The sequence below is a fragment of the Microbacterium sp. PI-1 genome (assembly GCF_004337555.1).
Taxonomy (GTDB): Bacteria; Actinomycetota; Actinomycetes; order Actinomycetales; family Microbacteriaceae; genus Microbacterium; species Microbacterium aurugineum.
The window spans coordinates 300,699-324,725 of the sequence record NZ_SJYZ01000002.1 but is presented as its reverse complement, the minus strand read 5'-3'; the positions used below and the strand labels follow the sequence as shown (position 1 = coordinate 324,725).

The window sequence follows — 24,027 nt, the reverse complement described above, 5'->3', positions numbered from 1 at the left end:
GTGAGGATCAGAAGTTGATCATGTGTCCTGCGAGGCCGTGGAAGCCTTCCTGCAGTGCCTCCGACAGCGTCGGGTGGGTGTGGACGTTGCGGGCGAGCTCGAGTGCGGTCAGGTCCCACTTCTGGGCCAGCGTCAGCTCGGGCAGGAGCTCGGAGACGTCGGGGCCGATCATGTGCGCGCCGATGAGCTCGAGGTGCTCCGCGTCGGCGATCAGCTTGACGAAGCCGACCGGCTCGCCGAGGCCGTGCGCCTTGCCGTTGGCCATGAACGGGAAGGTCGCGACCTTGATCTCGCGCCCCTCGTCCTTGGCCTGCTGCTCGGTGAGCCCGAACGATGCGACCTGCGGCGAGCAGAACGTCGCACGCGGCATCATCCGGTAGTCGCCGAGGGTCTGCGTCTCCGCGCCACCGATCGTCTCGGCGGCGACGACGCCCTGTGCCTCCGCCACGTGGGCGAGCTGCAGCTTGGCGGTCACATCGCCGATCGCGTAGATGCCCTCGACGTTCGTGCGCATGTGATCGTCGATGTCGATCGCGCCGCGTTCGGTGAGCTTCACACCGGTCTTGTCGAGGCCGAAGCCCTCGATGTTCGGCGCGAAGCCGACCGACATCAGCACCTTGTCGGCCTCGATCGACGACTGCTGACCGTCCTTGCCCGTGTAGGTGACGGTGACGGAGGAGCCGTTGTCGACGACCGTCTCCACCTTGGTGGAGGTCAGGATGTCGACGCCGTAGTTCTTGTACTGCTTCGTGATCTCCTTCGACACGTCCGCGTCCTCGTTGGGGAGCGCGCGATCGAGGAACTCGATGATCGTGACCTTGACCCCGTAGTTCGTCATCACATAGGCGAACTCCATGCCGATCGCGCCCGCGCCGACGATGACGATCGACTTCGGCAGCTCACGGGTCATGATCTGCTCTTCGTAGGTGACGACGTTCTCGCTGAGCGTCACGCCCGGCAGCAGACGGACCTTGGAGCCGGTGGCGATAATGGCGTTGTCGAAGGTGACCTCTTCGGACGTGCCGTCGGCCTTGGCGACCGAGATCGCCTTCGGGCCGGTGAAGGTGCCGCGACCGTTGTACTCGGTCACCTTGTTCTTCTTCATCAGGAAGTGGATGCCCTTGACGCGACCCTCGGCGACCTCGCGGCTGCGATCGAACGCCTTGCCGAAGTCGATCGTGAACTCGCCGGAGATCCCGAAGAAGTCCGCCTTATGGTTCAGGGTGTGCGCGAGCTCCGCGTTCTTCAGGAGCGCCTTGGAGGGGATGCAGCCGACGTTGAGGCAGACACCGCCCCAGTACTTCTCCTCGATGATGGCGGTGGACAGACCGAGCTGCGCGCTGCGAACCGCAGCGACGTATCCGCCAGGACCTGCACCAAGGATGACGACGTCGTAGTGTGGCATGCCTTAAGCCTATCGCTCCGACGGGGTGTCGGAATCGGTCGGAGCCCCACCTCGGCGGCGGCTCGCGACGATCCAGATGACCACTCCGGCGACGACCAGGACAGCGATGATCGCGAGCACCCAGACCCATGCGGAACCCGTGTCGGCATCGTCGGGGACCGGTGTGGGCGTCGAGGTCACCTCGGGCTCCGTGGTCTCCTCCGCCGTCGGCGCTGCGCTGGTCGGGGCCGCCGTGGGCTCCGCGGTCGCAGACCCGTCGTCGCCGACGGTCACCATGAAGGAGTACTCGCCGGAAGTGGGGTGTCCGTCGCTGGAGACGACCTTCCAGATCACGTGGTACTCGCCGGCCGGACCGGACCCCTGCAAGGGCTGGGTGACGATCGCGCCTTCGACCGTCGCCGCGCCCTCGGTGACCGACGTGCCATCGGGGGCGGTCACGACGACCTCCGTCGCACCCTCCCCGTCGATGAGCTTGGCGCTGAAGGTCAGCGTGAGCTCTTCGGGGACGGTCTCGGCCGATTCGTCGGCAGCGGGAGACGACGACACGAGCGCGTCGTGCGCGGACGCCGAGAGCGGGGAGAAGAGCACGAGGAACGCGGCGAGCAGGGTCGCGGCGAGGGCGATCGGGGTGGCCGACGGGCGCAGAGCTTTGGTCTTCACCACTCCACCTTATGGATAAGCAGTATGTGACGGCTGAGTGTGAATGCGGCCTCCCGCGAGCGCCTCGGCATCCGTTAGTCTGGATGATCAGGAGGGCACAGTGACAGACAGCGACAGCCGACCGGCCGGTGAGGACGCGATCCACCGTTCCGGCGAGCAGAAACACGACGTGACGCAGACGTTCGGACACGATTCCGACCTGTCTTTCGTGCCGTTCGGGGTGGAATTGACCGACGTGGAGCAGACGGCCATCGCCGCACTGCCTGCGGGATCCGCGTTGCTGCTGGTGCGCTCAGGCGCTCTCGCCGGTGCGCGCTATCTGCTCGACACCGATGTGACCACGGTCGGGCGGCACCCCGAGGCCGACATCTTCTTCGACGATGTGACCGTCTCGCGTCGGCACGCCGAGATCACCCGCAGCGGATCCGCCTTCGAGATCATCGACCAGCGCTCCCTCAACGGGACGTATGTCAACGGGGAGCGCGTCGACCGCAGCGCGCTGGTCGACGGCTCCGAAGTGCGGGTCGGCAAGTTCCGTCTGAACTTCTTCGTCTCCCCTCACGATCGCGCGGCGGCGAACGACTGATGGCGGCCACTCCCGCCCGCGAACGTTCCGCGTCCGCGGGCTTGCTGAGTATCGGCCAGGTCCTTGCTCGGCTCACACCGGAGTTCCCCGACCTCACGTCCAGCAAGCTGCGCTTCCTCGAAGTGCAGGGCATCGTCAGCCCCTCCCGCACGGAGTCGGGCTACCGCAAGTTCTCCGCCTCGGACATCGAGCGGTTGCGCCTAGGTCTCACGCTGCAGCGCGATCACTATCTTCCGCTGAGCGTCATCCGGGAGCAGCTCGATGACGCCGCCGCCGGCGGGGAGGCGTCCGCCCTCGCCCCGCCGCCCTCGATCACACCGGCGCCGCGTCGCTACCGCCGAGACGAGTTGCTCGCCGCCGCCGGCGCGGGGCCGCAGCTGCTCAACGATGCGATCAGCACCGGCGTCATCACGGCGCAGGAGAGCTACCCGGAAGCCACCGTCACGCTGCTGCGCGGTCTCGTCGCCCTCGACCGCCACGGCATCGAACCTCGGCACCTGCGGTCGTTGCGCCAAGGGGCTGAGCGGGAAGTCGCGCTCATCGAGTCGGCGATGTCCGCACTCCTGCGGCGGACCGACGCCGCGTCCCGGGCGAAGGCCAGCGAATTGGCGCCGGAACTGGCGACGCGGATCGATGAAGTGCGCTCGCTCTTCGTCAAGGATGCGCTGTCGCGAGTGCTTTCGTAACGAACTGATTGCGACACACCTTCGTTGTCGCACGGATGTCATTGCTGGTGCCCAGGCACTGCTCTACCGTGGAAGAAACCGTTCCAGGGAGGATTTCAGATGAATGCGGATGAGCTCGCAGGAGACCCGCGGTTCGTGCCCGAACTCCTCTTCACCGACGGCCTCCCGGCCATGGACGACGAGGTCGGATACCGCGGTGCGGTCGCCGCTCGTGCAGCTGGCATCACGTACCGTCAGCTCGACTACTGGGCGCGCACCGAGTTGGTGGAGCCCACCGTGCGCGGCGCCAGCGGCTCCGGCTCGCAGCGCCTCTACGGCTTCCGCGACATCCTCGTCCTGAAGCTGGTGAAGAGCCTTCTCGACACCGGCATCTCCCTCCAGCAGATCCGCACCGCCGTCGAGGAGCTGCGCCGCGCAGGCATCCGCGACCTCGCGGGCACCACGCTGATGAGCGACGGTGCGTCGGTCTACCTCTGCACGTCGAACGACGAGGTCATCGACCTCGTGAGCCGCGGCCAGGGTGTCTTCGGCATCGCCGTCGGCAAGGTCCTCCGCGAGGTGGAGTCGACCCTCGTGGCATTCGACCCGACCGCTCCGGACCCCGTCGACGAACTCACCGCTCGTCGCGCGAAGCGTTCCGCCTGACCACAACTTTCCGCTTCAGACGGAAAACGGCCGCCCTCGATGAGGGCGGCCGTTTCGTCGTGCGCGTCGTGCGGATCAGCTCTGCGGGCCGTTCTCCGGAACGGCGATCCGACCGGTGCGGATGATCCTGTCCAGGAGCTGGTCGAAGTCGGCGGCGAGTTCCTGCGCGGAATCGCCGGGCCAGATGTGCAGCGGCTTCGCGGCACCCTGGGCCTGCTGCAGCGAGGTGCGCTCGGGCAGCTGAGGGGAGAGCACGAGAGGTCCGAACATGTCGCGCAGCTCCTTGATGCGGAACTGGTGCTCGATGGACTGCGGGCGCACGCGGTTCACGACGATGCCGAGGGGCTGGAGTCGGGGCGAGAGTCCCCGACGGATCTCCTCGATGGCGCGGAGGGCACGGTCGGCGGCGGCGACGGAGAACAGTCCGGGTTCCGTGACCACCATGACGCGGTCGCTGGCGGCCCAGGCGGTGCGGGTGAGCGCGTTCAGGGAGGGAGCACAGTCGACGAGGACGAGGTCGTAGTCGGCCTCGACCGAGGCGAGCGCCTCCTCGAGCTTCCACACGTCACGCACGCTCGGGTGCGGCCCGTCGAAGTTGATCGCGGAGGGGCTCCCGATCAGCACATCGATGGTGCCGGGGTGGACCTTCGCCCATCCGCTCGACGTGATCGCCTGCCGGACCACCTTCTCCTTCGGGTTCGCCAGGACGTCGGCGATGTTGAGCCGACCTGCCACTTGGATGTCCATCCCGGTGGAGACGTCGGACTGAGGGTCGAGGTCGACGACGAGAGTCCGGACGCCCCGAGCGAAAGCCGCGGAGGCCAGCCCGAGTGTCACGGTCGTCTTGCCGACGCCCCCCTTGAGAGAGCTGACGCTGAGTACGTGCACGGACACCACGTTACCTTCCCCTAGGCTGGGGGAACACTCAGCCCCGCCCCATGCGCATCGAAAACGCTGTGCATCGAGCTCCCAGAGGTGTGCATGTTCCAGAAGATCCTTGTGGCGAACCGCGGCGAGATCGCGATCCGCGCCTTCCGTGCGGCTGTCGAGGTGGGGGCGCGCACCGTCGCGGTCTTCCCCCATGAAGACCGGGGTTCTGTGCATCGTCTCAAGGCCGACGAGGCCTACGAGATCGGCGAGCGCGGGCACCCGGTGCGGGCGTACCTCGATGTCGACGAGATCATCCGCGTCGCGCTGGAATCGGGAGCGGATGCCATCTATCCGGGCTACGGCTTCCTGTCAGAGAATCCCGAGCTCGCGGAGAAAGCCGCGGCGAACGGCATCGTCTTCATCGGTCCTCCCTCGAACGTGCTGGAGATGGCGGGCAACAAGGTCGAGGCCAAGCGCCACGCGATCGACGCGGGAGTCCCGGTCCTGCGGTCCACGGAGGCCTCCGACGACGTCGACGCACTCGTCGCCCAGGCAGAGGACATCGGGTTCCCGCTCTTCGCGAAGGCGGTCGCGGGTGGCGGTGGCCGGGGGATGCGCCGCGTCGAGACGTCCGGTGACCTCGCTCCGGCCTTGGCCGAGGCCATGCGCGAGGCCGCCAGCGCGTTCGGTGATGCGCGGATGTTCCTGGAGCAGGCCGTCGTCCGCCCCCGGCACATCGAGGTGCAGATCCTCGCCGACAAGACCGGCGAGACTGTGCATCTGTTCGAGCGCGACTGCTCCGTGCAGCGTCGTCACCAGAAGGTCGTGGAGATCGCTCCGGCGCCGAACCTTGACGACGACATCCGCACGGCACTGCACGGATACGCCGTCGCGTTCGCCCGCTCCATCGGGTACGAGAACGCGGGCACGGTCGAGTTCCTCCTCGAGACGGCGGGGGAGCGGGCAGGCGAAGTCGTCTTCATCGAGATGAACCCCCGCATCCAGGTCGAGCACACCGTGACCGAGGAGGTCACCGACGTCGACCTGGTGCAGAGCCAGATGCGGATCGCCTCGGGGCAGACGCTGGCCGACCTCGGTCTGCAGCAGGAGAATCTGCACCTGCGCGGCGCCGCGCTGCAGTGCCGGATCACGACCGAGGACCCGACGCAGGGCTTCCGTCCCGACACGGGGAAGATCACCACGTACCGCTCTCCCGGTGGGGCCGGGATCCGTCTCGACGGCGGCACCGTGCACCAGGGGGCACAGATCAGCCCGCATTTCGATTCGATGTTGGCGAAGCTCACCTGTCGCGGGCGGGACTTCCCGGCCGCGGTCGCTCGGGCGCGCCGAGCACTCGCCGAGTTCCGCATCCGCGGCGTCGCGACCAACATCCCCTTCCTGCAGGCTCTCCTCGAGGATGACGCCTTCATCGCCGGAGACGTGAGCACCTCCTTCATCGACGAGCGCCCCGGACTGCTTCGCGGCCGTGTCTCGAAGGACCGCGGGACGAAGCTCCTGAACTGGCTGGTCGACGTCACGGTCAACAAGCCGAACGGTGCCCACCCCGGTGTGATCGATCCCGCATCCAAGCTGCCGGCGATCGATCTGAGCGCGGAGCCGGCTCCCGGCTCACGCCAGCGCCTCCTCGAGCTCGGGCCCGAGGGATTCGCCCGCAGCCTCCGGGAACAGACGGCGCTCGCGATCACCGACACGACCTTCCGCGACGCGCATCAGTCCCTCCTGGCGACGCGGGTGCGCACGAAGGACCTCGTGGCCGCGGCGCCCTACCTCGCCCGGTCGACCCCCGGACTCCTGTCCGTCGAGGCGTGGGGCGGGGCGACCTACGATGTCGCCCTCCGCTTCCTCGGTGAGGACCCGTGGGAGCGCCTCGACAAGCTGCGCGCCGCACTGCCGAATGTCGCGATCCAGATGCTCCTGCGAGGGCGCAACACGGTCGGCTACACGCCCTACCCGACGGCGGTCACCGAGGCGTTCGTCGCCGAGGCGGCGGCCAGCGGTGTCGACATCTTCCGCATCTTCGACGCGCTCAACGACGTGGAGCAGATGCGGCCGGCGATCGAGGCCGTGCGCAAGACCGGAACGGCGGTCGCCGAGGTGGCGCTCTGCTACACCGGGGACCTGCTCGATCCGGCCGAAGACCTCTACACCCTCGACTACTACCTGCACCTCGCAGACCAGATCGTCGACGCGGGGGCGCACATCCTCGCCATCAAGGACATGGCGGGGCTGCTGCGCCCGGCCGCCGCAGCGAAGCTCGTCGCAGCGCTGCGGGAGCGGTTCGACCTGCCGGTGCATCTGCACACGCATGACACCCCCGGCGGGCAGCTGGCGACCCTGCTCGCCGCGAGCGCCGTCGGGGTGGATGCGGTGGATGCCGCGTCCGCGCCGCTTTCCGGCACCACGAGCCAGCCATCGCTGTCGTCCCTCGTCGCCGCCCTCGCCCACACCGACCGGGACAGCGGCATCTCCCTCGACGGCGTCTCCGATCTCGAGCCCTACTGGGAGGCGGTGCGGCGGCAGTATGCGCCGTTCGAATCCGGGCTTCCGGGACCCACGGGACGTGTCTACCACCACGAGATTCCCGGTGGCCAGCTGTCGAACCTGCGCCAGCAGGCCAAGGCGCTGGGGCTCGCCGACGATTTCGAGCTCATCGAGGACATGTATGCCGCGGCCGATCGCATGCTCGGTCGCGTTCCCAAGGTCACTCCGTCCTCCAAGGTCGTCGGTGATCTGGCCCTGCACCTGGCCGCGGTGAAGGCGGATCCGGCCGACTTCGAGGCCAACCCCGAGAAGTACGACGTGCCGGACTCGGTCGTCGGTTTCATGGCGGGCGAACTCGGCGACCTTCCGGGTGGATGGCCCGAGCCGTTCCGCAGCAAGGTGCTCGCCGGACGCACGGTGCGCGTCGGCCTCACCGAGATCAGTGCTGACGATGAGGCCGCACTCGCCGGGACCAGTGCCGAACGCCGTGCACGGCTGAACACCCTGCTGTTCCCCGGTCCGAGCGCCGAGTTCGCGGAGCGGCGGGAGTTGTTCGGAGACCTCTCCGTGCTCGACACGGCCGACTACCTGTACGGGCTCGTGGCCGGGCAGGAGCACCTGATCGAGATCGATCGCGGCGTCCAGCTCTACGTGGGTCTCGAAGCCATCGGGGACGCGGACGACAAGGGGATGCGCACCGTGATGACGACCCTCAACGGGCAGCTCCGGCCCGTCTTCGTGAGGGATCGGTCGATCGTCGTGGACGTGCACGAAGTCGAGAAGGCGGACACCTCCGTGCCCGGCCAGGTCGCGGCGCCCTTCTCCGGGGTGGTCACGCTGAAGGCCGAGGTGGGTGCAGCCGTCCGCGCCGGCGAACCCGTCGCATCCATCGAGGCGATGAAGATGGAGGCGGCCATCACGGCCCCCGTGGACGGCGTCATCGAACGTCACGCGATCGCCGAGACGCAGCAGGTGGATGCCGGAGATCTTTTGGTCGTGATCCGTCCAGCGCACTAATCTTGTGCGGGCGAGGCCAGCGCACGATGTGCGTACCCGGGGCCCGCACAGGCTGGGAGCGACATCGTGACACCGAAGAACACCACGGACCCCGAGGATAACCCGCTGGGGGTGCTCGACGAAGCCGCGTCACTCGACACGGCAGGCATCGGGATCCTCGGGGCGACCGCGCAGGTCAGTGTGACGCTGCCGAAGGACGAGGACGACGACCTCGCCGACGACGGGGTCGTGGACGGCGAGGTCGTCGGCGAGCTCGTGATCGATCCGCCTCGCGTCGAGGAGCAGGCGACCGACGCCCGTCCGGTCGAGCCCCCCGCCGTCGCGGCGCCTCGAATCGTGCGGCCGTCTTCGGAGAAGGTCATCGATGCCGTCGTGGTCGACGAGCCCGAGACCCCCGAGACGCCTGCGGTCGTCGAAGTCACCGACGACGCGCGGCACCAGGCCGAAGAGGCAGCCGCCGCGGCACGATTCCTCGCACGAGCGAGCGCGGAAGCGCCGCCGTCTCCGTCGACATCTGCTCCCGTACGAACATCCGTCGAGAAGGAGAACAGATCCGTGTCCGCTCCGGAGGAGAAGAAGACCGTCATCTCGCAGTCCACCCGCACGACACCGCGCACCGACGTGACGCTGACGTCCAAGCGTCTGGACGACCTGGGAGAGTCCTCGCGCGAGTCCGCGGATCTCCTCACCGCCGACAGACTGCTCGATCCGCATCGGGTGGCCAAGCCGGAACCGGAGGGAGCGTGGAGCCACTTCCTGTACACGATCTCCGGGCGTCGGATCAACATCGGCGACGGCAGGCGCGCGCGGGAGCGAAAGGCGCTCTCGGCGCGGATCGCGGCTCCGCTCGCGGGCGGTGCACGCTTCGTCCCGGTGCTCTCCCGCAAGGGCGGTGTCGGCAAGACGACGATCACCGCGCTGCTGGGGATGGCACTCGCGGACGCCCGCGAGGACCGGGTGATCGCCGTCGATGCCAATCCCGATCGAGGAACCCTCGCCGAGCGCATCGTGCGGCCGCATCACAGCAAGTCGGTGCGCGATCTCGTCCGGATCCACGATGACGTCAAGGGATACCACGACATCTCCGCCATCGTCGCGCGTGACGCGACCCGTCTCGATGTCCTCGCCTCCGATTCCGATCCCCGCGTCGCCGAGGCGTTCAGCGACAGTGATTACCGTGACGTGGCCGGCGTGGCCGCCCACTACTACTCGCTGGTCCTGACCGACACCGGCACCGGGATCGTCCACTCCGTGATGTCGGCGACGCTCGACCTCGCGGACCAGATCGTCATCGTCTCGGGATTGAGCGTCGATGAGGCCCGTCTGGCATCCGAGACGCTCACCTGGCTCGAGACGAACGGCTTCGCGGAGCAGGCGCGTGAGGCGATCGTCGTCCTCAACCAGTCCACGCCCGGGACCCCGTTGGTGCGGCTGAACGAGCTGGAATCCCACTTCGCCACCCGTGCGCGGAGCGTCGTCCGCGTCCCCTACGACCCGCAGATCGCGGGAGGGGGGACGATCGTCTTCGCGAACCTGTTGCCGGAGACCCGCGTCGCTGCGCGTGAGCTGGCGGCGCTCCTGGTCGAGGGCCTGCGGGCCAGGGCCGCCTGATGTCGGTCCGAGAGATCCGCATCTTCGGCGACCCCGTCCTGCGCACGGTGTGTGCCCCGATCGAGGAGATCGACGAGGGGGTGCGCGCACTCGTGACCGACCTGGTCGACACGGTGGAGCTGCCGGGTCGCGCCGGCGTCGCCGCACCGCAGATCGGCGTCGCGCTGCGTGCGTTCAGCTACAACATCGACGGCGACATCGGCTACGTGCTCAATCCCGTCCTCACCGAAGCGCGGGGGGAGCCGGAGCCGACGGGCGAGGGATGCCTCTCGGTACCCGGACTGTGGCACGACGCACTGCGGCATCCGTGGGCGCGTGTGGAGGGCATCGATCTCGACGGCAATGCCGTGGTGCTCGAGGGGGAGGGACTCCTCGCGCAGGCTCTGCAGCACGAGACCGACCATCTCGACGGCAAGCTCTTCCTGACAAGGCTCGATGCCGAGACGCGCAAGGTCGCCATGCGCGAGGTGCGGGAGAGCGCCTGGTTCTGACGGCCTGAACTCCCACCGCACGACGAAGGGCCCCGCGCGAGCGGGGCCCTTCTTGCTGTCCGGGGTGTCAGCCGCCGATGGCGACGTTGGTCGTGGCGACCGGCTCGTCGTAGATCGCGGCGATCTCGTCGGCGAAGTCGTTCATGATGACGTTGCGCTTGATCGAGAGCTTCGGGGTGAGGTGGCCGGAGGCCTCCGTCCACTCGGAGTCGAGGATCGTGAACTTCCGGATCGACTCCGCGCGCGACACCCGGTCGTTCGCGGCGTCGACCGCCCGCTGCACCTCCGCGCGGACGGCGGCGTTCGTGGATGCATCCGCCAGCGACATCTTGGCATCGAGGCCGTTGTTCGCGAGCCAGGTCGGAAGCATCTCCGGGTCGAGCGTGATCAGAGCGGAGATGAACGGACGCTGGTCACCGACCACGACGACCTGCCCGATGATCGGGTTCGCACGGATCGGATCCTCGAGCGCAGCGGGAGCGACGTTCTTCCCTCCGGCGGTGACGATGATCTCCTTCTTGCGCCCGGTGATCGTGAGGAAGCCTTCGGAGTCGAAGCTGCCGATGTCGCCGGTGTGGAACCAGCCGCCGTCACTGAAGGCCTCGGCCGTCGCCTCGGGGTTGTTCCAGTACTCCTTGAACACGTTGATGCCGCGGACCTCGATCTCGCCGTCCTCGGCGAGGCGCAGTCCGACACCCGGGAGAGCGGGGCCGACCGTGCCGATCTTCGACTTGTCGGCCAGGTTGACCGTCGCCGGGGCAGTCGTCTCGGTGAGGCCGTAGCCCTCGAGGATGACGACGCCCAGGCTGTGGAAGAAGTGGCCGAGGCGCGAGCCCAGGGGAGCGGAGCCCGAGACGGCATACACGACGTTGCCGCCCATCGCCTCGCGGAGCTTGCTGTAGACGAGCTTGTTGAACAGCGCGAACTTGAGCTTCATGCCGAACGGGATCTTCTTGCCCTGCTCGAGCAGCTTCGAATGCTCGATGGCGACGTCGGCGGCCGAGCGGAAGATCTTGCCCTTGCCGCCCGCCTCCGCCTTCTGCTCCGCGGAGTTGTAGACCTTCTCGAAGACGCGCGGGACCGCGAGGAGGAAGGTCGGCTTGAAGGAACCGAGCGCCGGCAGCAGCTGACGGGTGTCGGGCTGGTGTCCGGTGCGGACGCCGGCGTGGACGTCGAGGATGGAGATGAAGCGGGCGAACACGTGTGCGGTCGTGATGAACAGCAATGTGGACGCGCCGGGCGTCTGCACGACCTCGTCCAGGGCCTTGGCCGAGTTCCGGGAGAGCTCGACGAAGTTGCTGTGCGTGAGCACGCACCCCTTCGGGCGGCCGGTCGAACCGGAGGTGTAGATGAGCGTCGCGATGTCGGATCCGACGGCGAGGCTGCGGCGGCGCTCGATCTCTCCGTCCGTCACCGACGCACCCTGCGCGGTGAGGGTGTCGATCGCTCCGAGGTGCAGCTGCCAGACCTCCCGGATCAGCGGCAGGTCGCCGCGGACCTCATCGAAGCGGGCGAAGTGCTCGGGGGACTCCACGATCAGCGCGATCGCACCCGAGTCTTCGAGGATCCACTGGATCTGCGAGGGCGAACTCGTCTCGTAGATCGGCACCATCACGGCGCCGGCGTAGAAGAGGGCGAAGTCGATGAGCGTCCACTCGTACGTGGTGCGCGCCAGGAAGCCGACCTTCTCACCGGGCTGGATCCCGGCGGCGGCGAAGCCCTTCGCCAGGGCGACGACCGCCGTCTGGAAGTCGGCGGCGGAGATGTCGCGCCAGCCGTCGCCCTCCGGCACGGAGAAGAGGGCGCGATCCGGCGTGGCTTCGACGCGCTTGACCAGCAGGTCGGCGACGTTCGCATCGGGGTCGGCGGGGACGATCGCAGGGACTTCAAACTGGACCACGGCAGCTCCTTCGGTACCGGTCGGGCAGGGCGTGGCTTCGAGTCTAGGGCATGGAACCGAGTTGCGTCCGGGGTGAAACTGGGTCGCTCACGCGGAAGCGCCGTGGAGAAGACCGGGGTGGATGCGACCCTCGGCGCTAGACTTCCACTCGATGTTCTATTGGCTGATGAAGTACGTGGTGATCGGCCCCGTGGTCAAGGCGGTCTTCCGACCGTGGATCGTGGGGCGGAAGAACGTGCCCGCAAGCGGTGCGGCGATCCTCGCCAGCAACCATCTGTCCTTCGCCGATTCCATCTTCCTTCCGCTCATGATCGACCGGTCGATGTCGTTCCTGGCCAAGAGCGACTACTTCACGGGCCGGGGCCTGAAGGGGTGGTCCACGAAGTTCTTCATGAAAGCCACCGGACAGATCCCGATCGACCGCTCCGGGGGGAAGGCTTCGGAGGCGTCCCTGAACACGGGCCTCCAGGTCCTCGGCGGAGGCGACCTCCTGGGCATCTATCCGGAGGGGACGCGGAGTCCCGACGGCACGCTGTACCGCGGCCGCACGGGGATCGCCCGCATGGCTCTCGAAGCCAAGGTCCCGGTGATCCCCGTGATCATGGTCGACACCGATACGGCGATGCCGATCGGGCGGCGGTTGCCGCGCATCGTCCGCGTCGGGATCGTCATCGGGGAACCTCTCGACTTCTCCCGCTACGCCGGGATGGAGAACGACCGCTACATCCTCCGCTCCGTCACCGACGAGATCATGGTGGCCCTGCAGCGCCTCGGTGAGCAGAAGTACGAAGACGTCTACGCGTCGACGGTCAAGGACCGGCTCCCCACCCGCGTCACATAGCCTCCCGCGCGCATCTGCGTGGTCCCTGCGACCACTAGGCTGGAAGGCATGCTCCCGCACCACATCGAAGCACTTGATGCATGGCGTTCGCTTCCCATCAAGCAGCAGCCGCAGTGGCCCGACGCGGACCGCGTCGCCGACGTCTCGCGCCAGATCGCAACCCTCCCGCCGCTGGTCTTCGCGGGTGAGGTCGACAACCTCCGCGACCGGCTCGCCCGCGCGGCTTCGGGACAGGCGTTCCTGCTCCAGGGCGGCGACTGCGCCGAGACCTTCGCCGGCGCGACGGCCGAGCAGATCCGCAACCGCATCAAGACGGTGCTGCAGATGGCCGTGGTGCTCACCTATGGCGCATCGATGCCGGTCGTCAAGATGGGCCGCATGGCCGGTCAGTTCGCGAAGCCGCGCTCGAGCGACTCCGAGACGCGCGGCGACGTCACGTTGCCGGCGTACCGGGGCGACATCGTCAACGGTTACGACTTCACCGAGGGCTCTCGTACGGCCGACCCGGGTCGGTTGCTCCAGGGCTACCACACCGCCGCGTCGACGCTGAACCTGATCCGCGCGTTCACCCAGGGTGGATTCGCCGACCTCCGCGAGGTGCACTCGTGGAACAAGGGCTTCGCGCAGAACCCCGCCAATCAGCGCTACGAGCGCATGGCGGCCGAGATCGATCGCGCGATCAAGTTCATGGAGGCGGCCGGCGCCGACTTCGACGAGCTGAAGCGCGTCGAGTTCTTCACCGGTCACGAAGGCCTGCTGATGGACTACGAACGACCGATGACGCGTATCGACTCGCGCACGGACACTCCGTACAACACGTCGGCTCACTTCCTCTGGATCGGCGAGCGCACCCGCGAGCTCGACGGCGCGCACGTCGACTACTTCTCCAAGATCCGCAACCCCATCGGCGTGAAGCTCGGACCGACGACGTCGCCCGAGACGGCGCTCCAGCTGATCGACAAGCTCGACCCGGACCGCGAGCCCGGCCGACTCACGTTCATCACGCGGATGGGCTCGGGCAAGATCCGTGACGCCCTGCCGCCCCTGCTGGAGGCGGTCCGCGATTCCGGTGCGCAGCCGCTGTGGGTCACGGACCCGATGCACGGCAACGGCATCACCACCCCGACGGGCTACAAGACGCGTCGCTTCGACGACGTGGTCGACGAGGTGCGCGGCTTCTTCGAGGCGCACCGCGCAGTCGGGACGTTCCCGGGTGGCATCCACGTCGAGCTCACCGGCGACGACGTCACGGAATGCCTGGGTGGATCCGAGCAGATCGACGAGGCGGCTCTCGCGACGCGTTACGAGAGCCTGTGCGACCCGCGCCTGAACCACATGCAGTCCCTGGAGCTCGCGTTCCTGGTGGCTGAGGAGCTCGAGAAGCGCTGATCTGCTCCTCGCGTCACGAAGAGAGCCGCCCTCCCCGAACCTCGGGAGGGCGGCTCTCTCGTGTGGGCTGGGGGATCAGCCGGTGAGCTGAATGGAGAGGTTCACCGTGCCCCCTCGCGGCAGTGACTTGTCCGCTCCCGGGTCCTGGCCGGTCACCGTGGCCATCTCCGCGAACCCCGGCAGGTCGCCCCAGGCCGCGTAGCTCGCCGTGAAGCCGTTGTCGGAGAGGATCTGTTTCGCTTCGTTCAGGGTCCTGTTCGTGACATCGGGGACCGGGAAGAGTTCGGGTCCCTTCGAGACGATCAGCTGCACCGTGTCTCCGGGGCGCCAATTGCCCTCGGAAGCCCGGTCCGCCACGCCGATGACGATGTCCTTGGCGACATCGTTGCTGAAGGCGTACTGGGACTCCTCGTTGACGACCAGGTCCTTTCCGGTCAAGGTCGAGGTCGCCTCGTCGACCGACATGCCGGACACGTCGGGGAAAGCACCCGCGGAGACGTACAGTTCCACGGAGTCGTCTTCGAAGACGGTGCATCCGTCACCGCAGGCATAGGCGTCACCGCCTGCGCGCGGGGTGACGTAGGCGTTGATGACGATGCCCGCGTCGGCATTCGAGAAGAGGATGAGGGTCTCGTCGTCGACGTTGACGTTGACCCCGGCGAGATAGTCGCGCGCGTCCTGCTCCGTTCGTCCGTTGAGCTTTTCGAGATCGTGCGAGGCGGGGCCTGCGGACACGATCACCGTGACGGCGTCACCTTTGTCGAGCCGAGTGCCTTCGCCGGGGTCGGTCTCGATCACGGTTCCGGCGTCGATGTCGACGGAGAACTCGTTTTTCTGCGTGGGGACGAAGCCGGCATCCACCAGCACGGCCGCGGCGTCGTCGTAGGTCTTGCCGGCGACGCTGGGCACAGCGATGAGCGACCCGGGGCCGGAGCCGAACCACCAGCCGACGCCACCCGCGAGCACGGCCAGCAGCAGCACGAGCGTGAGGAGGAAGGCGCCGCGCGCGCGTCGTTTCGACGCGCGCCGTCGAAGGAGCGTCGCGTTGTCGATCGGGGCGGCCACGGGGGCGGCAGGATCCGCGATCACCATCGTGCTCGGCATCACCTTGGTGAGGTCGCCGGAGTCGCCGGGGCTGTGCTGCGGAGCGGTTGCGCGGGCGGCCATCGGGGTGATGCCGAGTTCGCGTTCGATCTCGCGCAGACGCTCGAGCATCTGCTGGGCGTCGTCCGGGCGCTCGTCCGGCGACTTCTCGGTCGCCCAGAGCACGAGTTCGTCGAGCTGCTCCGGCACCGCGGGGTTGCGGACGCTCGGACGCGGAACGGATTCCGTGGCGTGCTGGAAGGCGATCTGCATCGGCTGCTCGCCCTTGTACGGCTGCTCACCCACGAGCATCTCGTAGAGCATGATGCCGAGCGCATAGATGTCGCTGCGCGCGTCGGCCGTGCCTCGGGTGACGAGTTCAGGCGCGAGGTACGCGATGGTCCCGAGCAGCTGCTGTCCGGTCGCCGTGTTCGCCGTCGTCGCTCTGGCGAGGCCGAAGTCGCCGATCTTGATGCGTCCGTCCTCCGCGAGGAGCACGTTCTCCGGCTTGACGTCACGGTGCACGATGCCGGCCCGGTGCGCGGCGGAGAGCCCGGCCAGGATCGCATCCATGATCGTGATGGTCTGCGGGATGGTGAGGCGCTTCTGCTCGCGCAGCAGCTCGCGCAGAGTGATCCCGGGGAGGTACTCCATCACGAGGTAGGCGAGCTCGCCGTCCTGCCCCTGGTCGAAGACGTTGACCACGTGCGGATCCGCCAGGCGGGCGGCCGCGCGGGCTTCCTGGATGAAGCGGCTCTGGAACGCGGAGTCATCGCTGAGGTGCGCATGCATCACCTTGAGGGCGATGCGCCGCTCCAGCCGAAGGTCGGTGGCGACGTACACCGTCGCCATCCCGCCACGGGCGATGCGAGCACGCACACGGTAGCGGCCGTCGACAAGCCGCCCGATGAGGGGGTCGGCCTGCTGATTGGTCGTCACGTCAGAATTCTATGGAGGACTGCCTGAAAGTCAGGGGAGCGGCTCACCTCTCGGCGGTGTCGGTTTTCCGGATGTCGTCACCCGTAGAGCGCGAGCCAGGCATAAGCTTGCGTCTCCCATTGGCCGTATCGGTCGGGATAGGCCGAGATCTGCACGGCCTGAGCGGCCGAGGTGAACGGCATGCTCTCCCAGCCGGGGATGTCGAGGAGCCCTCGCGTCGCCTGCCCGTTCGGATCGTGCTGACCACCGAAGAACACTCGCGTGCTGCGGTCCGCGTCCATGATCTGCGCGGGCGTTCCCCATCCGGTGCTCGGGCGTTGTTGGAAGATCCCGAGTGAATCGCGGTCGCCCCAGTCGAGGTTGCGGAGTCCCGACTCGACCATGCCGGTCGCGAGTGCCAGAGCGATGGCGCGATCGCTCACACCGAGCTCGCGGCCGATGCGGATGATGAGGGCGGCGTTCGACGCCTGCTCGGCGGTGAGGCTCGTGGAGCGCTGCCCGCCGGTCGTGGCGGTGCTCGACGCCGCAGGGGCAGGGGCGGCCTGCACGGCGAGTCGCTGACCGGGGTAGATGATCGATGACGGGCCGAGTCCGTTCAGGGTGAACAGCGCGTGGGTGGTGGTCCCGTACTTCTGCGCGATGCCGAACAGGGTGTCACCCGCGACGACGGTGTGGGCCGCCGCGGATGCAGGGGGAGTGGCAGGCGTGGCAGCCGGCGCGGCGGCCGCCTGCGGCGCAGCGGAGCCGGAGACGACGAGGCGCTGTCCCGGATAGATCACCGAAGCGCGTGTCAGCCCGTTCGCAGCGAGCACGGCATCCACGGTGGTGCCGTACTTCCGGGCGATCGCGTACACGGTGTCGCCGGCGACGACCTGATGCGATGTCGAGGTCGCCGTCGGAGCCGGCGCCGGCGCGACGGCCGGTGCGGCCGACGCCTGCAGGGTCAGGGTCTGGCCCGGGTAGATGACCGAACGCCACGAGAGCCCGTTCCAGGACAGCACGTCGACCGTGCGGAGCCCGAAGCGTGAGGCGATCGCCGAGACGGTGTCACCGGGCTGGACGACATAGTTCGACGGTGCGGACTGGGCGGGTACTGTGCGCACGGGCACGCTGCGCGGGCGCTCGATCGGCGAGAAGTCCGTCGTCGTCGTCGAGGCGGCGTCGGCGGGAGCGCTGGTGAGCGTGGCGGCCAGAGCCCCCAGGACGGCCGCAGGCAGTCCGAGCTGCAGGTTGCGCGTTCGACGCGTGGCGGTCTTGATTCCCAAGGCGAGCCCCCTTTTCGAGCACTTCACGCTGACACGGATGTAAACGGAAGTCAACAGAAGTGACGGAAGTGACGCATGGGGCTGATGGGTCGATATGCGGCATCCCGGCGGAGATGAGATAGTGGGCAACGTGTCTGAGAACGTTGCTGGAACCCCTGCCGCCGCTGCCGTCGAGTGGCTGACGATGCCCGACCTCGTCGAGGTGCTCGACGAGCCGCTCGGTCGCGTGCGCCGTCTGATCGACGAGCACTACCTGGTCGGGTCCCGTCGCACCGGTACCTTCGCCGTGCCGGCGGTGTTCATCGTCGACGGGCGTCCACTGAGCTCCTTGCGGGGAACGATCATCGTGCTCCAGGATGCGGGCTTCACCGACGACGAGCTGATCGACTGGCTGCTCGCGGACGAGGAGAGCCTGGGGCGTTCGCCGATCGACGCACTGCTGGCGGGGCACAAGAGCGCCGTGCGTCGACTCGCACGCACTCTCGCCTGAGGGGTCCGTCGGGTCAGGCGGAACGGACCGTCGCTGCGCGTGCGAGTTCACGCAGTTCGCCGACCGCGGCGTTGTCGAGCCGGGCGCCCGAGAGGGCGCGGTCGGCGTCCCGGGCGTAGTCCGCGATCATGGTCTCGACCTGAGCGAGCGCACCCGAGTCGGTGATCGTCGCCTGCAAGGAGGTCACCTGCTGCGGTGTCAGCTCGACGTCTCCGAGCATCTCGTCGAGCAGGTTCCTCGCTGAGGTGTCGAGCGCCTGCCGCGTGAGAGCGATCAGAACCGTGCGCTTGCCTTCCCGAAGGTCGTCACCGGCCGGTTTCCCGGTGACGGAGGCGTCGCCGAACACTCCGAGCACGTCGTCGCGCAGCTGGAAGGCCATCCCGATCGGGTGACCGAAACGGCGAAGCGCGTCCAGTTGATCGGCGTCGGCGCCGGCGAGTGCGCCGCCGAGGACCAGTGGCTGCTCGATGCTGTATCTGGCCGACTTGAGAGATGCCACCCGCAGCGCCCGATCGGCGTGGAGGGCTCCGTCGTTGACACTCCAGGCCGACTCCTCGGCGATGTCGAGGAACTGCCCCGTGGTCACGTCCCGGCGCATCCGGGCGTACTCGGAGCGCACGGCGCGCGCGTGCGGCTGGTCGTCCAGCGCGGCCTCGAGCAGATCGTCGCTCCAGGCGACGAGAAGGTCGCCGAGAAGAATCGCGGAGGCGCGGCCGAACGACTCGGCATCTCCCGACCACCCGGCTTCGTCGTGCGACGTCTGGAGCGCGCGATGGGCCGCCGGCCTCCCGCGACGGGTGTCGGAGTTGTCGATCAGATCGTCGTGCACGAGAGCCGCGGATTGGAAGATCTCCAACGCGGTGCACACGTCCCAGAGCGCCTCGGTCTCTGCCGCGTCACGCTCGTGGAAGCGTGCGACGGCGCGCCAGCCGGCGTGGCAGAACCGGGCGCGCAGTCTCTTCCCTCCTTCGAGGGTGCCGGCCGCGGCATCGAGAAACGAGACGGCGTCCGGGCCGTAGTCGGCGGATTCGTCGCGCATCCGTGCGAGGAAGCGGTCGAGGCGAGCGGCGACCGCGCCGGGGACGGGGGAGGAGGACGACACGACTCCCAGCATACGTAAAGCAAGGGGACGTCGAACTGCTAGCCCCGGACGCCTCCGCGCGCGTAGAATGGGAGGCACGATACCCGAGGGGGACGAAATGCCACTCTCCGAACAGGAGCAGCGTCTGCTCGACGAGATGGAACGCCATCTCCTTCACAATGATGCCGACGTCGTGAGCGCGCCGTCCGGCGATCGCGCACTGAGCTACCGAAATCTGGTCTACGGTGCTCTCCTTCTCCTCGCCGGTGTCGGCGGCCTCGTGGCCGGCGTCATCCTCGGCGGCGTATGGGGCATCGTGGTCGGCGTGATCGGATTCGTGGCGATGCTCGCCGGTGTCATCGTGGCCGTCACGCCCGTGCGGCGCACGGCTCCTGTGCAGCCTCGGGAACGCTCTGCGGCGAAGCGGCAGGATTCGGCCTCGTTCATGGACCGTATGAACGACCGCTGGGATCGTCGGCAGGACGGTCACTGACACCCCCACTCACTTCTCACGACAGAAGCCCGGATGCTGAGCATCCGGGCTTCTGTCGTTAACGCGCGGGCCGCCACGCTCCTCCACTGAGCCTCCACTTCACTCCACCGCGGAATTCCGCGGGATTTCGGCATGCCCTTTTGCTCGTGACCCGTGATTTCCTGGATTGGTCGTAGGTAAGTGGAGGAAAGTGGAGTAAAGTGGGGCGCACCTCGAGTTGGCCGGACGCAGAGGGGGTGATGGCCGATGTTGCTGGGTACGCACTCTCCGAAGCTGGACGACAAAGGACGGGTCATCCTTCCTGCGAAGTTCCGCGAGGACCTCGGTGGCGGCATCGTCGTCACCCGCGGCCAGGAGCGGTGCCTCTACGTGTTCAGCACGGCCGAGTTCGAGGCGATGCACGAGCGGATCCGCCAGGCTCCGCTCGCCAACAAGCAGGCGCGTGACTTCATGCGTCTGTTCCTCTCCGGTGCGAGTGCGGAGATGCCCGACAGTCAGAACCGCATCACCATCCCCGCGCACCTGCGTCAGTACGCAGGGCTGCAGAAGGAGCTCATCGTCACCGGAGTCGGCGCCCACGCCGAGATCTGGGACGCGGAGAGCTGGAACGCCTACCTCGCCGCTGGTGAGGAGACCTACTCCGACCTCGAGCAGGAGGTGATTCCGGGACTCTTCTGACCACGGCTGTGATGCCCCGCCGCTCCCGCCCCGACACACTTCCCCGGTGCCGGGTCGAGAAGCGGAGGGGGATCAGAGCCGATGGTCACCCCGAGAAAGATCATGAACCTCCGAGACATCCACACCCCCGTCCTGCTCGACCGCTGCGTCGAGTTGCTCGCTCCCGCCCTTCACGCGGACGGAGCGGTGCTCGTGGACGCCACGCTCGGTATGGGCGGCCACTCCGAAGCTCTGCTCGAGCGTTTTCCGAACATCCGACTGATCGGGCTCGACCGCGACACCGACGCGCTGCGCATCGCGGGGGAGCGGCTCGCCCGCTTCGGGGACCGCGTCACGCTGGTGCACACGGTGTACGACGAGATCGGACTGCACGCGCAGGGCGCGGCAGGGATCCTCTTCGACCTCGGGGTCTCCTCCCTCCAACTCGACGAGGCCGAGCGCGGATTCGCATACTCGAAGGATGCTCCTCTCGACATGCGCATGGACCAGACCAAGGGCGTCACCGCTGCCGATGTCATCGCGACGTACAGCGAAGGCAACCTGCGCCGCATCTTCGAGCGGTACGGGGAGGAGAAGCTCGCCGGTCGCTACGCGCGCTTCATCATCGAGGCGCGTCAGAAGCAGCCGATCACCCGCTCCGGCGAGCTCGTCGAGATCCTGATCGCGGCGACTCCCGCTGCCGCACAGCGTGCCGGGCATCCGGCCAAGCGCGTGTTCCAGGCCCTGCGCATCGAGGTGAACACCGAGCTCAACGTGCTGGCCGACGCGATCCCGTCAGCGATGGATGCGCTCGATGTCGGCGGACGCATCGTGGTGATGTCGTACCAGTCGCTCGAGGACCGGCTCGTCAAGCAGGCCTTCGCCGCGGCGTCGGCCTCGACGGCGCCGGCCGGGCTTCCGGTGGAACTGCCCGAACATGCTCCGCGGTTCCGCATCCTCACCAAGGGTGCGGAACTCGCCGGCGACGACGAACGCGCGCGCAACCCCCGGGCGATCCCGGTGCGGCTGCGCGCCGCCGAGAAACTCCGGGAGAGCGCATGAGTCTGAACGCGGTGGTCCGCAAGCCCGCGACGCCCCTCACACCGACCCGTGAGCCACAGAGGCGGCTGCAGCCCGTCACGCGGCCGGCGGTCCGTCGCAAGCCGAAGCTCGCGTACGCGCTCGTCGCCCTGGGTGGGGCCCTGGCGATCGGTGCGGCACAGGTGGGGTTTTCGCTCGCGATCACCCAGGATTCGTTCACCTTGGCCGGGCTCTCCTCGCAGCAGCGTGAACTGGATCTCCGGTCCCACGCGCTGCAGGAAGAGCTCACCGGCCTCAGCTCGCCGCAGGTGCTCGCCAGCAGCGCTGCCGATCTCGGCATGGTCGTCGCCGGTTCTCCCTCGTACCTGCGGCTCAGCGACGGAGCGCTCTTCGGCACCGGAGCCGGCGCGGAGGGGATCTCGACCGTCAACCCCGACGGCGCGGCGGCTGTGGCCAACTCCCTGATCGTGGAACCGCCGCCGGCGGAGACCGTGACCGACGACGGCGACACGGCCCAGACGACGCCGGACCTTCCGCCGGCCATCACCGACGGGCTCCCGAGTCCCACCACGCACTGACCCGCACGAAATGATCGATGGAGAGATCGCATGACGACACGAGCAACCCGCGGTCCTCGGCGACGGACCGTCGTCGCCCTCGCCGTCATCCTCTCCGTGTTGGCGGCTTTCGTCGTACGCCTGATCGACATCCAGATCGTGAGCGCCGACGAGCACGTCGCGCAGTCCCTCACCAAGATCGGCGCGGGGGACACGATCCCCGGCCGACGCGGATCGATCGTCGACGCGGGGGGCACCGTGCTCGCATCGAGCGTGCTGGTCTACGACGCGCAGCTGAATCCGAAGGTCATCATGCAGCTGGAGGAGAAGGATCCCAAGGTGCCGTGGGCCGAGGCGTCCGACAAGATCGCCGCGATCACCGGGCAGAGCGGTGACGACGTGCGCGCCCTCGTGTCGGATGCGCTCGCGAACGACCCGCAGAGTCAGTACGCACCGCTCAAGAATTCGCTCACCACGGAGCAGTACATCGAACTCCGCGACCTGAAGCTCGCCTACCTCCACATGGCGGGAAGGGAGACCCGCGTCTATCCGAACGGTGCGGTCGCCGGGAACATCCTCGGCTTCCTGGACGGATCAGGGAAGGCGCAGGCCGGGATCGAGCAGCTGAGTGAGAAGTGCCTCGCACCCATCGACGGCGAGGAGTCGTACCGCAGGGGATCGAACGGCGTGGTGATCCCCGGCAGTGAACGCACGGTGGAGGCCGTCGACGGCGGTTCCGTGGAGCTCACCATCAACAGCGACCTCCAGTGGTATCTGCAGCAGATGATCGGTGAGGAGGCGCAGAAGCAGGGCGCCAAGGGTGGCACCGTCACGGTCGTCGAGGTCAAGACCGGCAAGATCCGCGCGGCAGCCGAGTGGCCCTCGATGGACCCCAACGATCTGGACTCCTCGACGCCGGAGACCCGGTACAGCCAGATCTTCCACAAGGACTTCGAGCCGGGATCCACGTTCAAGGCGATCACGGCCGCCGCCGTCATCGAGGGCGCGGGCCTCACGCCGCGGAGCACGGTCACCGCGTCGTCGCGGGAGACGTTCCCCAACGGAGCCGTCGTGAACGACGCATTCAGTCACCCCGCCTACAACTACACGCTCGCCGGTGGGCTCATCGATTCGTCGAACGTGGCGCTGTCGAAGTTCGGCACCATGGTCTCCCCGGACGTGCGCTACGACTACCTCGAGAGGTTCGGAGTCGGCCAGAAGACGCTCGACTTCCCCTCGGAGGTCGGCGGCATCCTCCACCCGGTCAGCGACTGGGACAGCCAGTCCCTCTACACGACGACGTTCGGCCAGTACTTCACGGTGACGGCGCCGCAACTCGCCGGTGCCTACCAGGCGATCGCCAACGGCGGGGAGAAGATCGATCTCTCCCTCGTCGAATCGTGCACGGCCGAGGACGGCACCGTCGTGAAGTCCGAGGCGCCGAAGCATGAGCAGATCATCAAGAAGCAGACCGCCGCCGAGCTGACGCGCATGCTGGAGAACGTGGCGGTGCAGGGCGGCAACGCGGACCGCATCCAGGTGCCGGGCTACCGCGTGACCAGCAAGACCGGTACCGCGCAGGTGTCCGACGGCAACGGCGGCTACAAGGCCGGCGTCTACTACACCAGCATGGTGGGGTTCGCCCCGGTGGACGATCCGCAGTACGTCGTCGTGGTCACCCTGGACGAGCCGACTAAGGTTGTATCGTCCGCGGCCACCGCATCCGCCTTCCAGAAGGCGATGACGCAGGTGATGAAGACCTATCGCGTGATGCCGTCCACTGTCCCGATGGACGAGCTCCTTCCCAAGTTCGGATAG

The 24,027-nt window shown here is 67.9% G+C and carries 21 protein-coding genes; 14 read left to right on the top strand and 7 right to left on the bottom strand.

Features of this window, described 5'->3' with window-relative positions; genetic code table 11:
- Window positions 1–7: 7 nt before the first annotated feature.
- A complete protein-coding gene (gene lpdA / locus E0W80_RS03480; protein WP_047521923.1) occupies window positions 8–1,405 on the bottom strand; it encodes a dihydrolipoyl dehydrogenase in 1,398 nt (465 codons plus the stop codon).
- 9 nt (window positions 1,406–1,414) lie between these two features.
- Entirely contained in the window at window positions 1,415–2,065 is a 651-nt protein-coding gene (locus E0W80_RS03475; protein WP_131491300.1) for a copper resistance CopC family protein, read from the bottom strand.
- A 100-nt stretch (window positions 2,066–2,165) separates the two neighbouring features.
- Here E0W80_RS03475 and E0W80_RS03470 point away from each other — a divergent pair, with 100 nt between their 5' ends.
- The 3 genes from E0W80_RS03470 to E0W80_RS03460 all read left to right on the top strand — a co-directional run bounded on the left by E0W80_RS03470 (window position 2,166) and on the right by E0W80_RS03460 (window position 3,982).
- Entirely contained in the window at window positions 2,166–2,651 is a 486-nt protein-coding gene (locus E0W80_RS03470; RefSeq protein ID WP_047521927.1) for an FHA domain-containing protein, read from the top strand.
- Entirely contained in the window at window positions 2,651–3,337 is a 687-nt protein-coding gene (locus tag E0W80_RS03465; protein ID WP_131491299.1) for a MerR family transcriptional regulator, read from the top strand. The genes E0W80_RS03470 and E0W80_RS03465 overlap by 1 nt, the downstream gene beginning before the upstream one ends.
- Before the next feature lie 99 nt (window positions 3,338–3,436).
- Window positions 3,437–3,982 (top strand): MerR family transcriptional regulator, encoded by a 546-nt coding sequence (locus E0W80_RS03460; RefSeq protein WP_047521931.1) that lies wholly within the window; start codon window positions 3,437–3,439, stop codon window positions 3,980–3,982.
- A 75-nt stretch (window positions 3,983–4,057) separates the two neighbouring features.
- Here the strand turns inward: E0W80_RS03460 and E0W80_RS03455 are convergent, their stop codons facing one another.
- On the bottom strand, window positions 4,058–4,870 hold the full coding sequence (locus tag E0W80_RS03455; protein WP_047521976.1) for a ParA family protein: 813 nt from the start codon (window positions 4,868–4,870) through the stop codon (window positions 4,058–4,060).
- Between the two features lie 93 nt (window positions 4,871–4,963).
- Between E0W80_RS03455 and E0W80_RS03450 the strand changes: the two genes are divergently transcribed.
- The 3 genes from E0W80_RS03450 to E0W80_RS03440 all read left to right on the top strand — a co-directional run bounded on the left by E0W80_RS03450 (window position 4,964) and on the right by E0W80_RS03440 (window position 10,473).
- A complete protein-coding gene (locus E0W80_RS03450; RefSeq protein ID WP_131491298.1) occupies window positions 4,964–8,371 on the top strand; it encodes a pyruvate carboxylase in 3,408 nt (1,135 codons plus the stop codon).
- A 66-nt stretch (window positions 8,372–8,437) separates the two neighbouring features.
- A complete protein-coding gene (locus E0W80_RS03445; RefSeq protein ID WP_131491297.1) occupies window positions 8,438–9,982 on the top strand; it encodes a MinD/ParA family protein in 1,545 nt (514 codons plus the stop codon).
- Window positions 9,982–10,473, top strand: coding sequence for a peptide deformylase (locus E0W80_RS03440; protein ID WP_131491296.1), 492 nt, complete (start codon window positions 9,982–9,984; stop codon window positions 10,471–10,473). The genes E0W80_RS03445 and E0W80_RS03440 overlap by 1 nt, the downstream gene beginning before the upstream one ends.
- Window positions 10,474–10,540: 67 nt before the next feature.
- Here E0W80_RS03440 and E0W80_RS03435 read toward each other — a convergent pair whose 3' ends face one another.
- Window positions 10,541–12,373: an AMP-dependent synthetase/ligase gene (locus E0W80_RS03435; protein ID WP_047521985.1), complete on the bottom strand. Its 1,833-nt coding sequence runs from the start codon at window positions 12,371–12,373 to the stop codon at window positions 10,541–10,543.
- A gap of 151 nt (window positions 12,374–12,524) precedes the next feature.
- Between E0W80_RS03435 and E0W80_RS03430 the strand changes: the two genes are divergently transcribed.
- Complete coding sequence (locus E0W80_RS03430; RefSeq protein WP_052193411.1) at window positions 12,525–13,214, top strand: lysophospholipid acyltransferase family protein; 690 nt, start codon at window positions 12,525–12,527, stop codon at window positions 13,212–13,214.
- Window positions 13,215–13,262: 48 nt separating this feature from the next.
- A complete protein-coding gene (locus E0W80_RS03425) occupies window positions 13,263–14,603 on the top strand; it encodes a 3-deoxy-7-phosphoheptulonate synthase class II (protein WP_131491295.1) in 1,341 nt (446 codons plus the stop codon).
- Between the two features lie 75 nt (window positions 14,604–14,678).
- On the opposite strand, the gene pknB is transcribed toward E0W80_RS03425, so the two are convergent.
- Both pknB and E0W80_RS03415 read right to left on the bottom strand, forming a co-directional pair.
- Window positions 14,679–16,625 (bottom strand): Stk1 family PASTA domain-containing Ser/Thr kinase, encoded by a 1,947-nt coding sequence (pknB, locus tag E0W80_RS03420; RefSeq protein ID WP_131491294.1) that lies wholly within the window; start codon window positions 16,623–16,625, stop codon window positions 14,679–14,681.
- Window positions 16,626–16,702: 77 nt separating this feature from the next.
- Window positions 16,703–17,890, bottom strand: a complete 1,188-nt coding sequence (locus tag E0W80_RS03415) for a LysM peptidoglycan-binding domain-containing protein (RefSeq protein ID WP_131491293.1) — start codon at window positions 17,888–17,890, stop codon at window positions 16,703–16,705.
- Window positions 17,891–18,011: 121 nt separating this feature from the next.
- On the opposite strand from E0W80_RS03415, the gene E0W80_RS03410 reads away from it, so the two are divergent.
- Complete coding sequence (locus tag E0W80_RS03410; RefSeq protein WP_323131586.1) at window positions 18,012–18,380, top strand: Rv2175c family DNA-binding protein; 369 nt, start codon at window positions 18,012–18,014, stop codon at window positions 18,378–18,380.
- Window positions 18,381–18,393: 13 nt separating this feature from the next.
- Here E0W80_RS03410 and E0W80_RS03405 read toward each other — a convergent pair whose 3' ends face one another.
- Complete coding sequence (locus E0W80_RS03405) at window positions 18,394–19,482, bottom strand: polyprenyl synthetase family protein (RefSeq protein WP_240740447.1); 1,089 nt, start codon at window positions 19,480–19,482, stop codon at window positions 18,394–18,396.
- A gap of 97 nt (window positions 19,483–19,579) precedes the next feature.
- Between E0W80_RS03405 and E0W80_RS03400 the strand changes: the two genes are divergently transcribed.
- From E0W80_RS03400 to E0W80_RS03380, 5 genes are all read left to right on the top strand, one after another.
- Window positions 19,580–19,954 carry a DUF3040 domain-containing protein gene (locus tag E0W80_RS03400; RefSeq protein WP_131491291.1) on the top strand — a complete coding sequence of 125 codons (375 nt, stop codon included), beginning with the start codon at window positions 19,580–19,582 and terminating at the stop codon, window positions 19,952–19,954.
- 246 nt (window positions 19,955–20,200) lie between these two features.
- Window positions 20,201–20,632 carry a division/cell wall cluster transcriptional repressor MraZ gene (gene mraZ / locus E0W80_RS03395; RefSeq protein ID WP_017830220.1) on the top strand — a complete coding sequence of 144 codons (432 nt, stop codon included), beginning with the start codon at window positions 20,201–20,203 and terminating at the stop codon, window positions 20,630–20,632.
- A gap of 102 nt (window positions 20,633–20,734) precedes the next feature.
- Entirely contained in the window at window positions 20,735–21,673 is a 939-nt protein-coding gene (rsmH, locus tag E0W80_RS03390) for a 16S rRNA (cytosine(1402)-N(4))-methyltransferase RsmH (RefSeq protein ID WP_153244378.1), read from the top strand.
- A complete protein-coding gene (locus tag E0W80_RS03385; RefSeq protein ID WP_131491289.1) occupies window positions 21,670–22,230 on the top strand; it encodes a hypothetical protein in 561 nt (186 codons plus the stop codon). The genes rsmH and E0W80_RS03385 overlap by 4 nt, the downstream gene beginning before the upstream one ends.
- Before the next feature lie 30 nt (window positions 22,231–22,260).
- Window positions 22,261–24,027 carry a penicillin-binding protein 2 gene (locus tag E0W80_RS03380; RefSeq protein ID WP_131491288.1) on the top strand — a complete coding sequence of 589 codons (1,767 nt, stop codon included), beginning with the start codon at window positions 22,261–22,263 and terminating at the stop codon, window positions 24,025–24,027.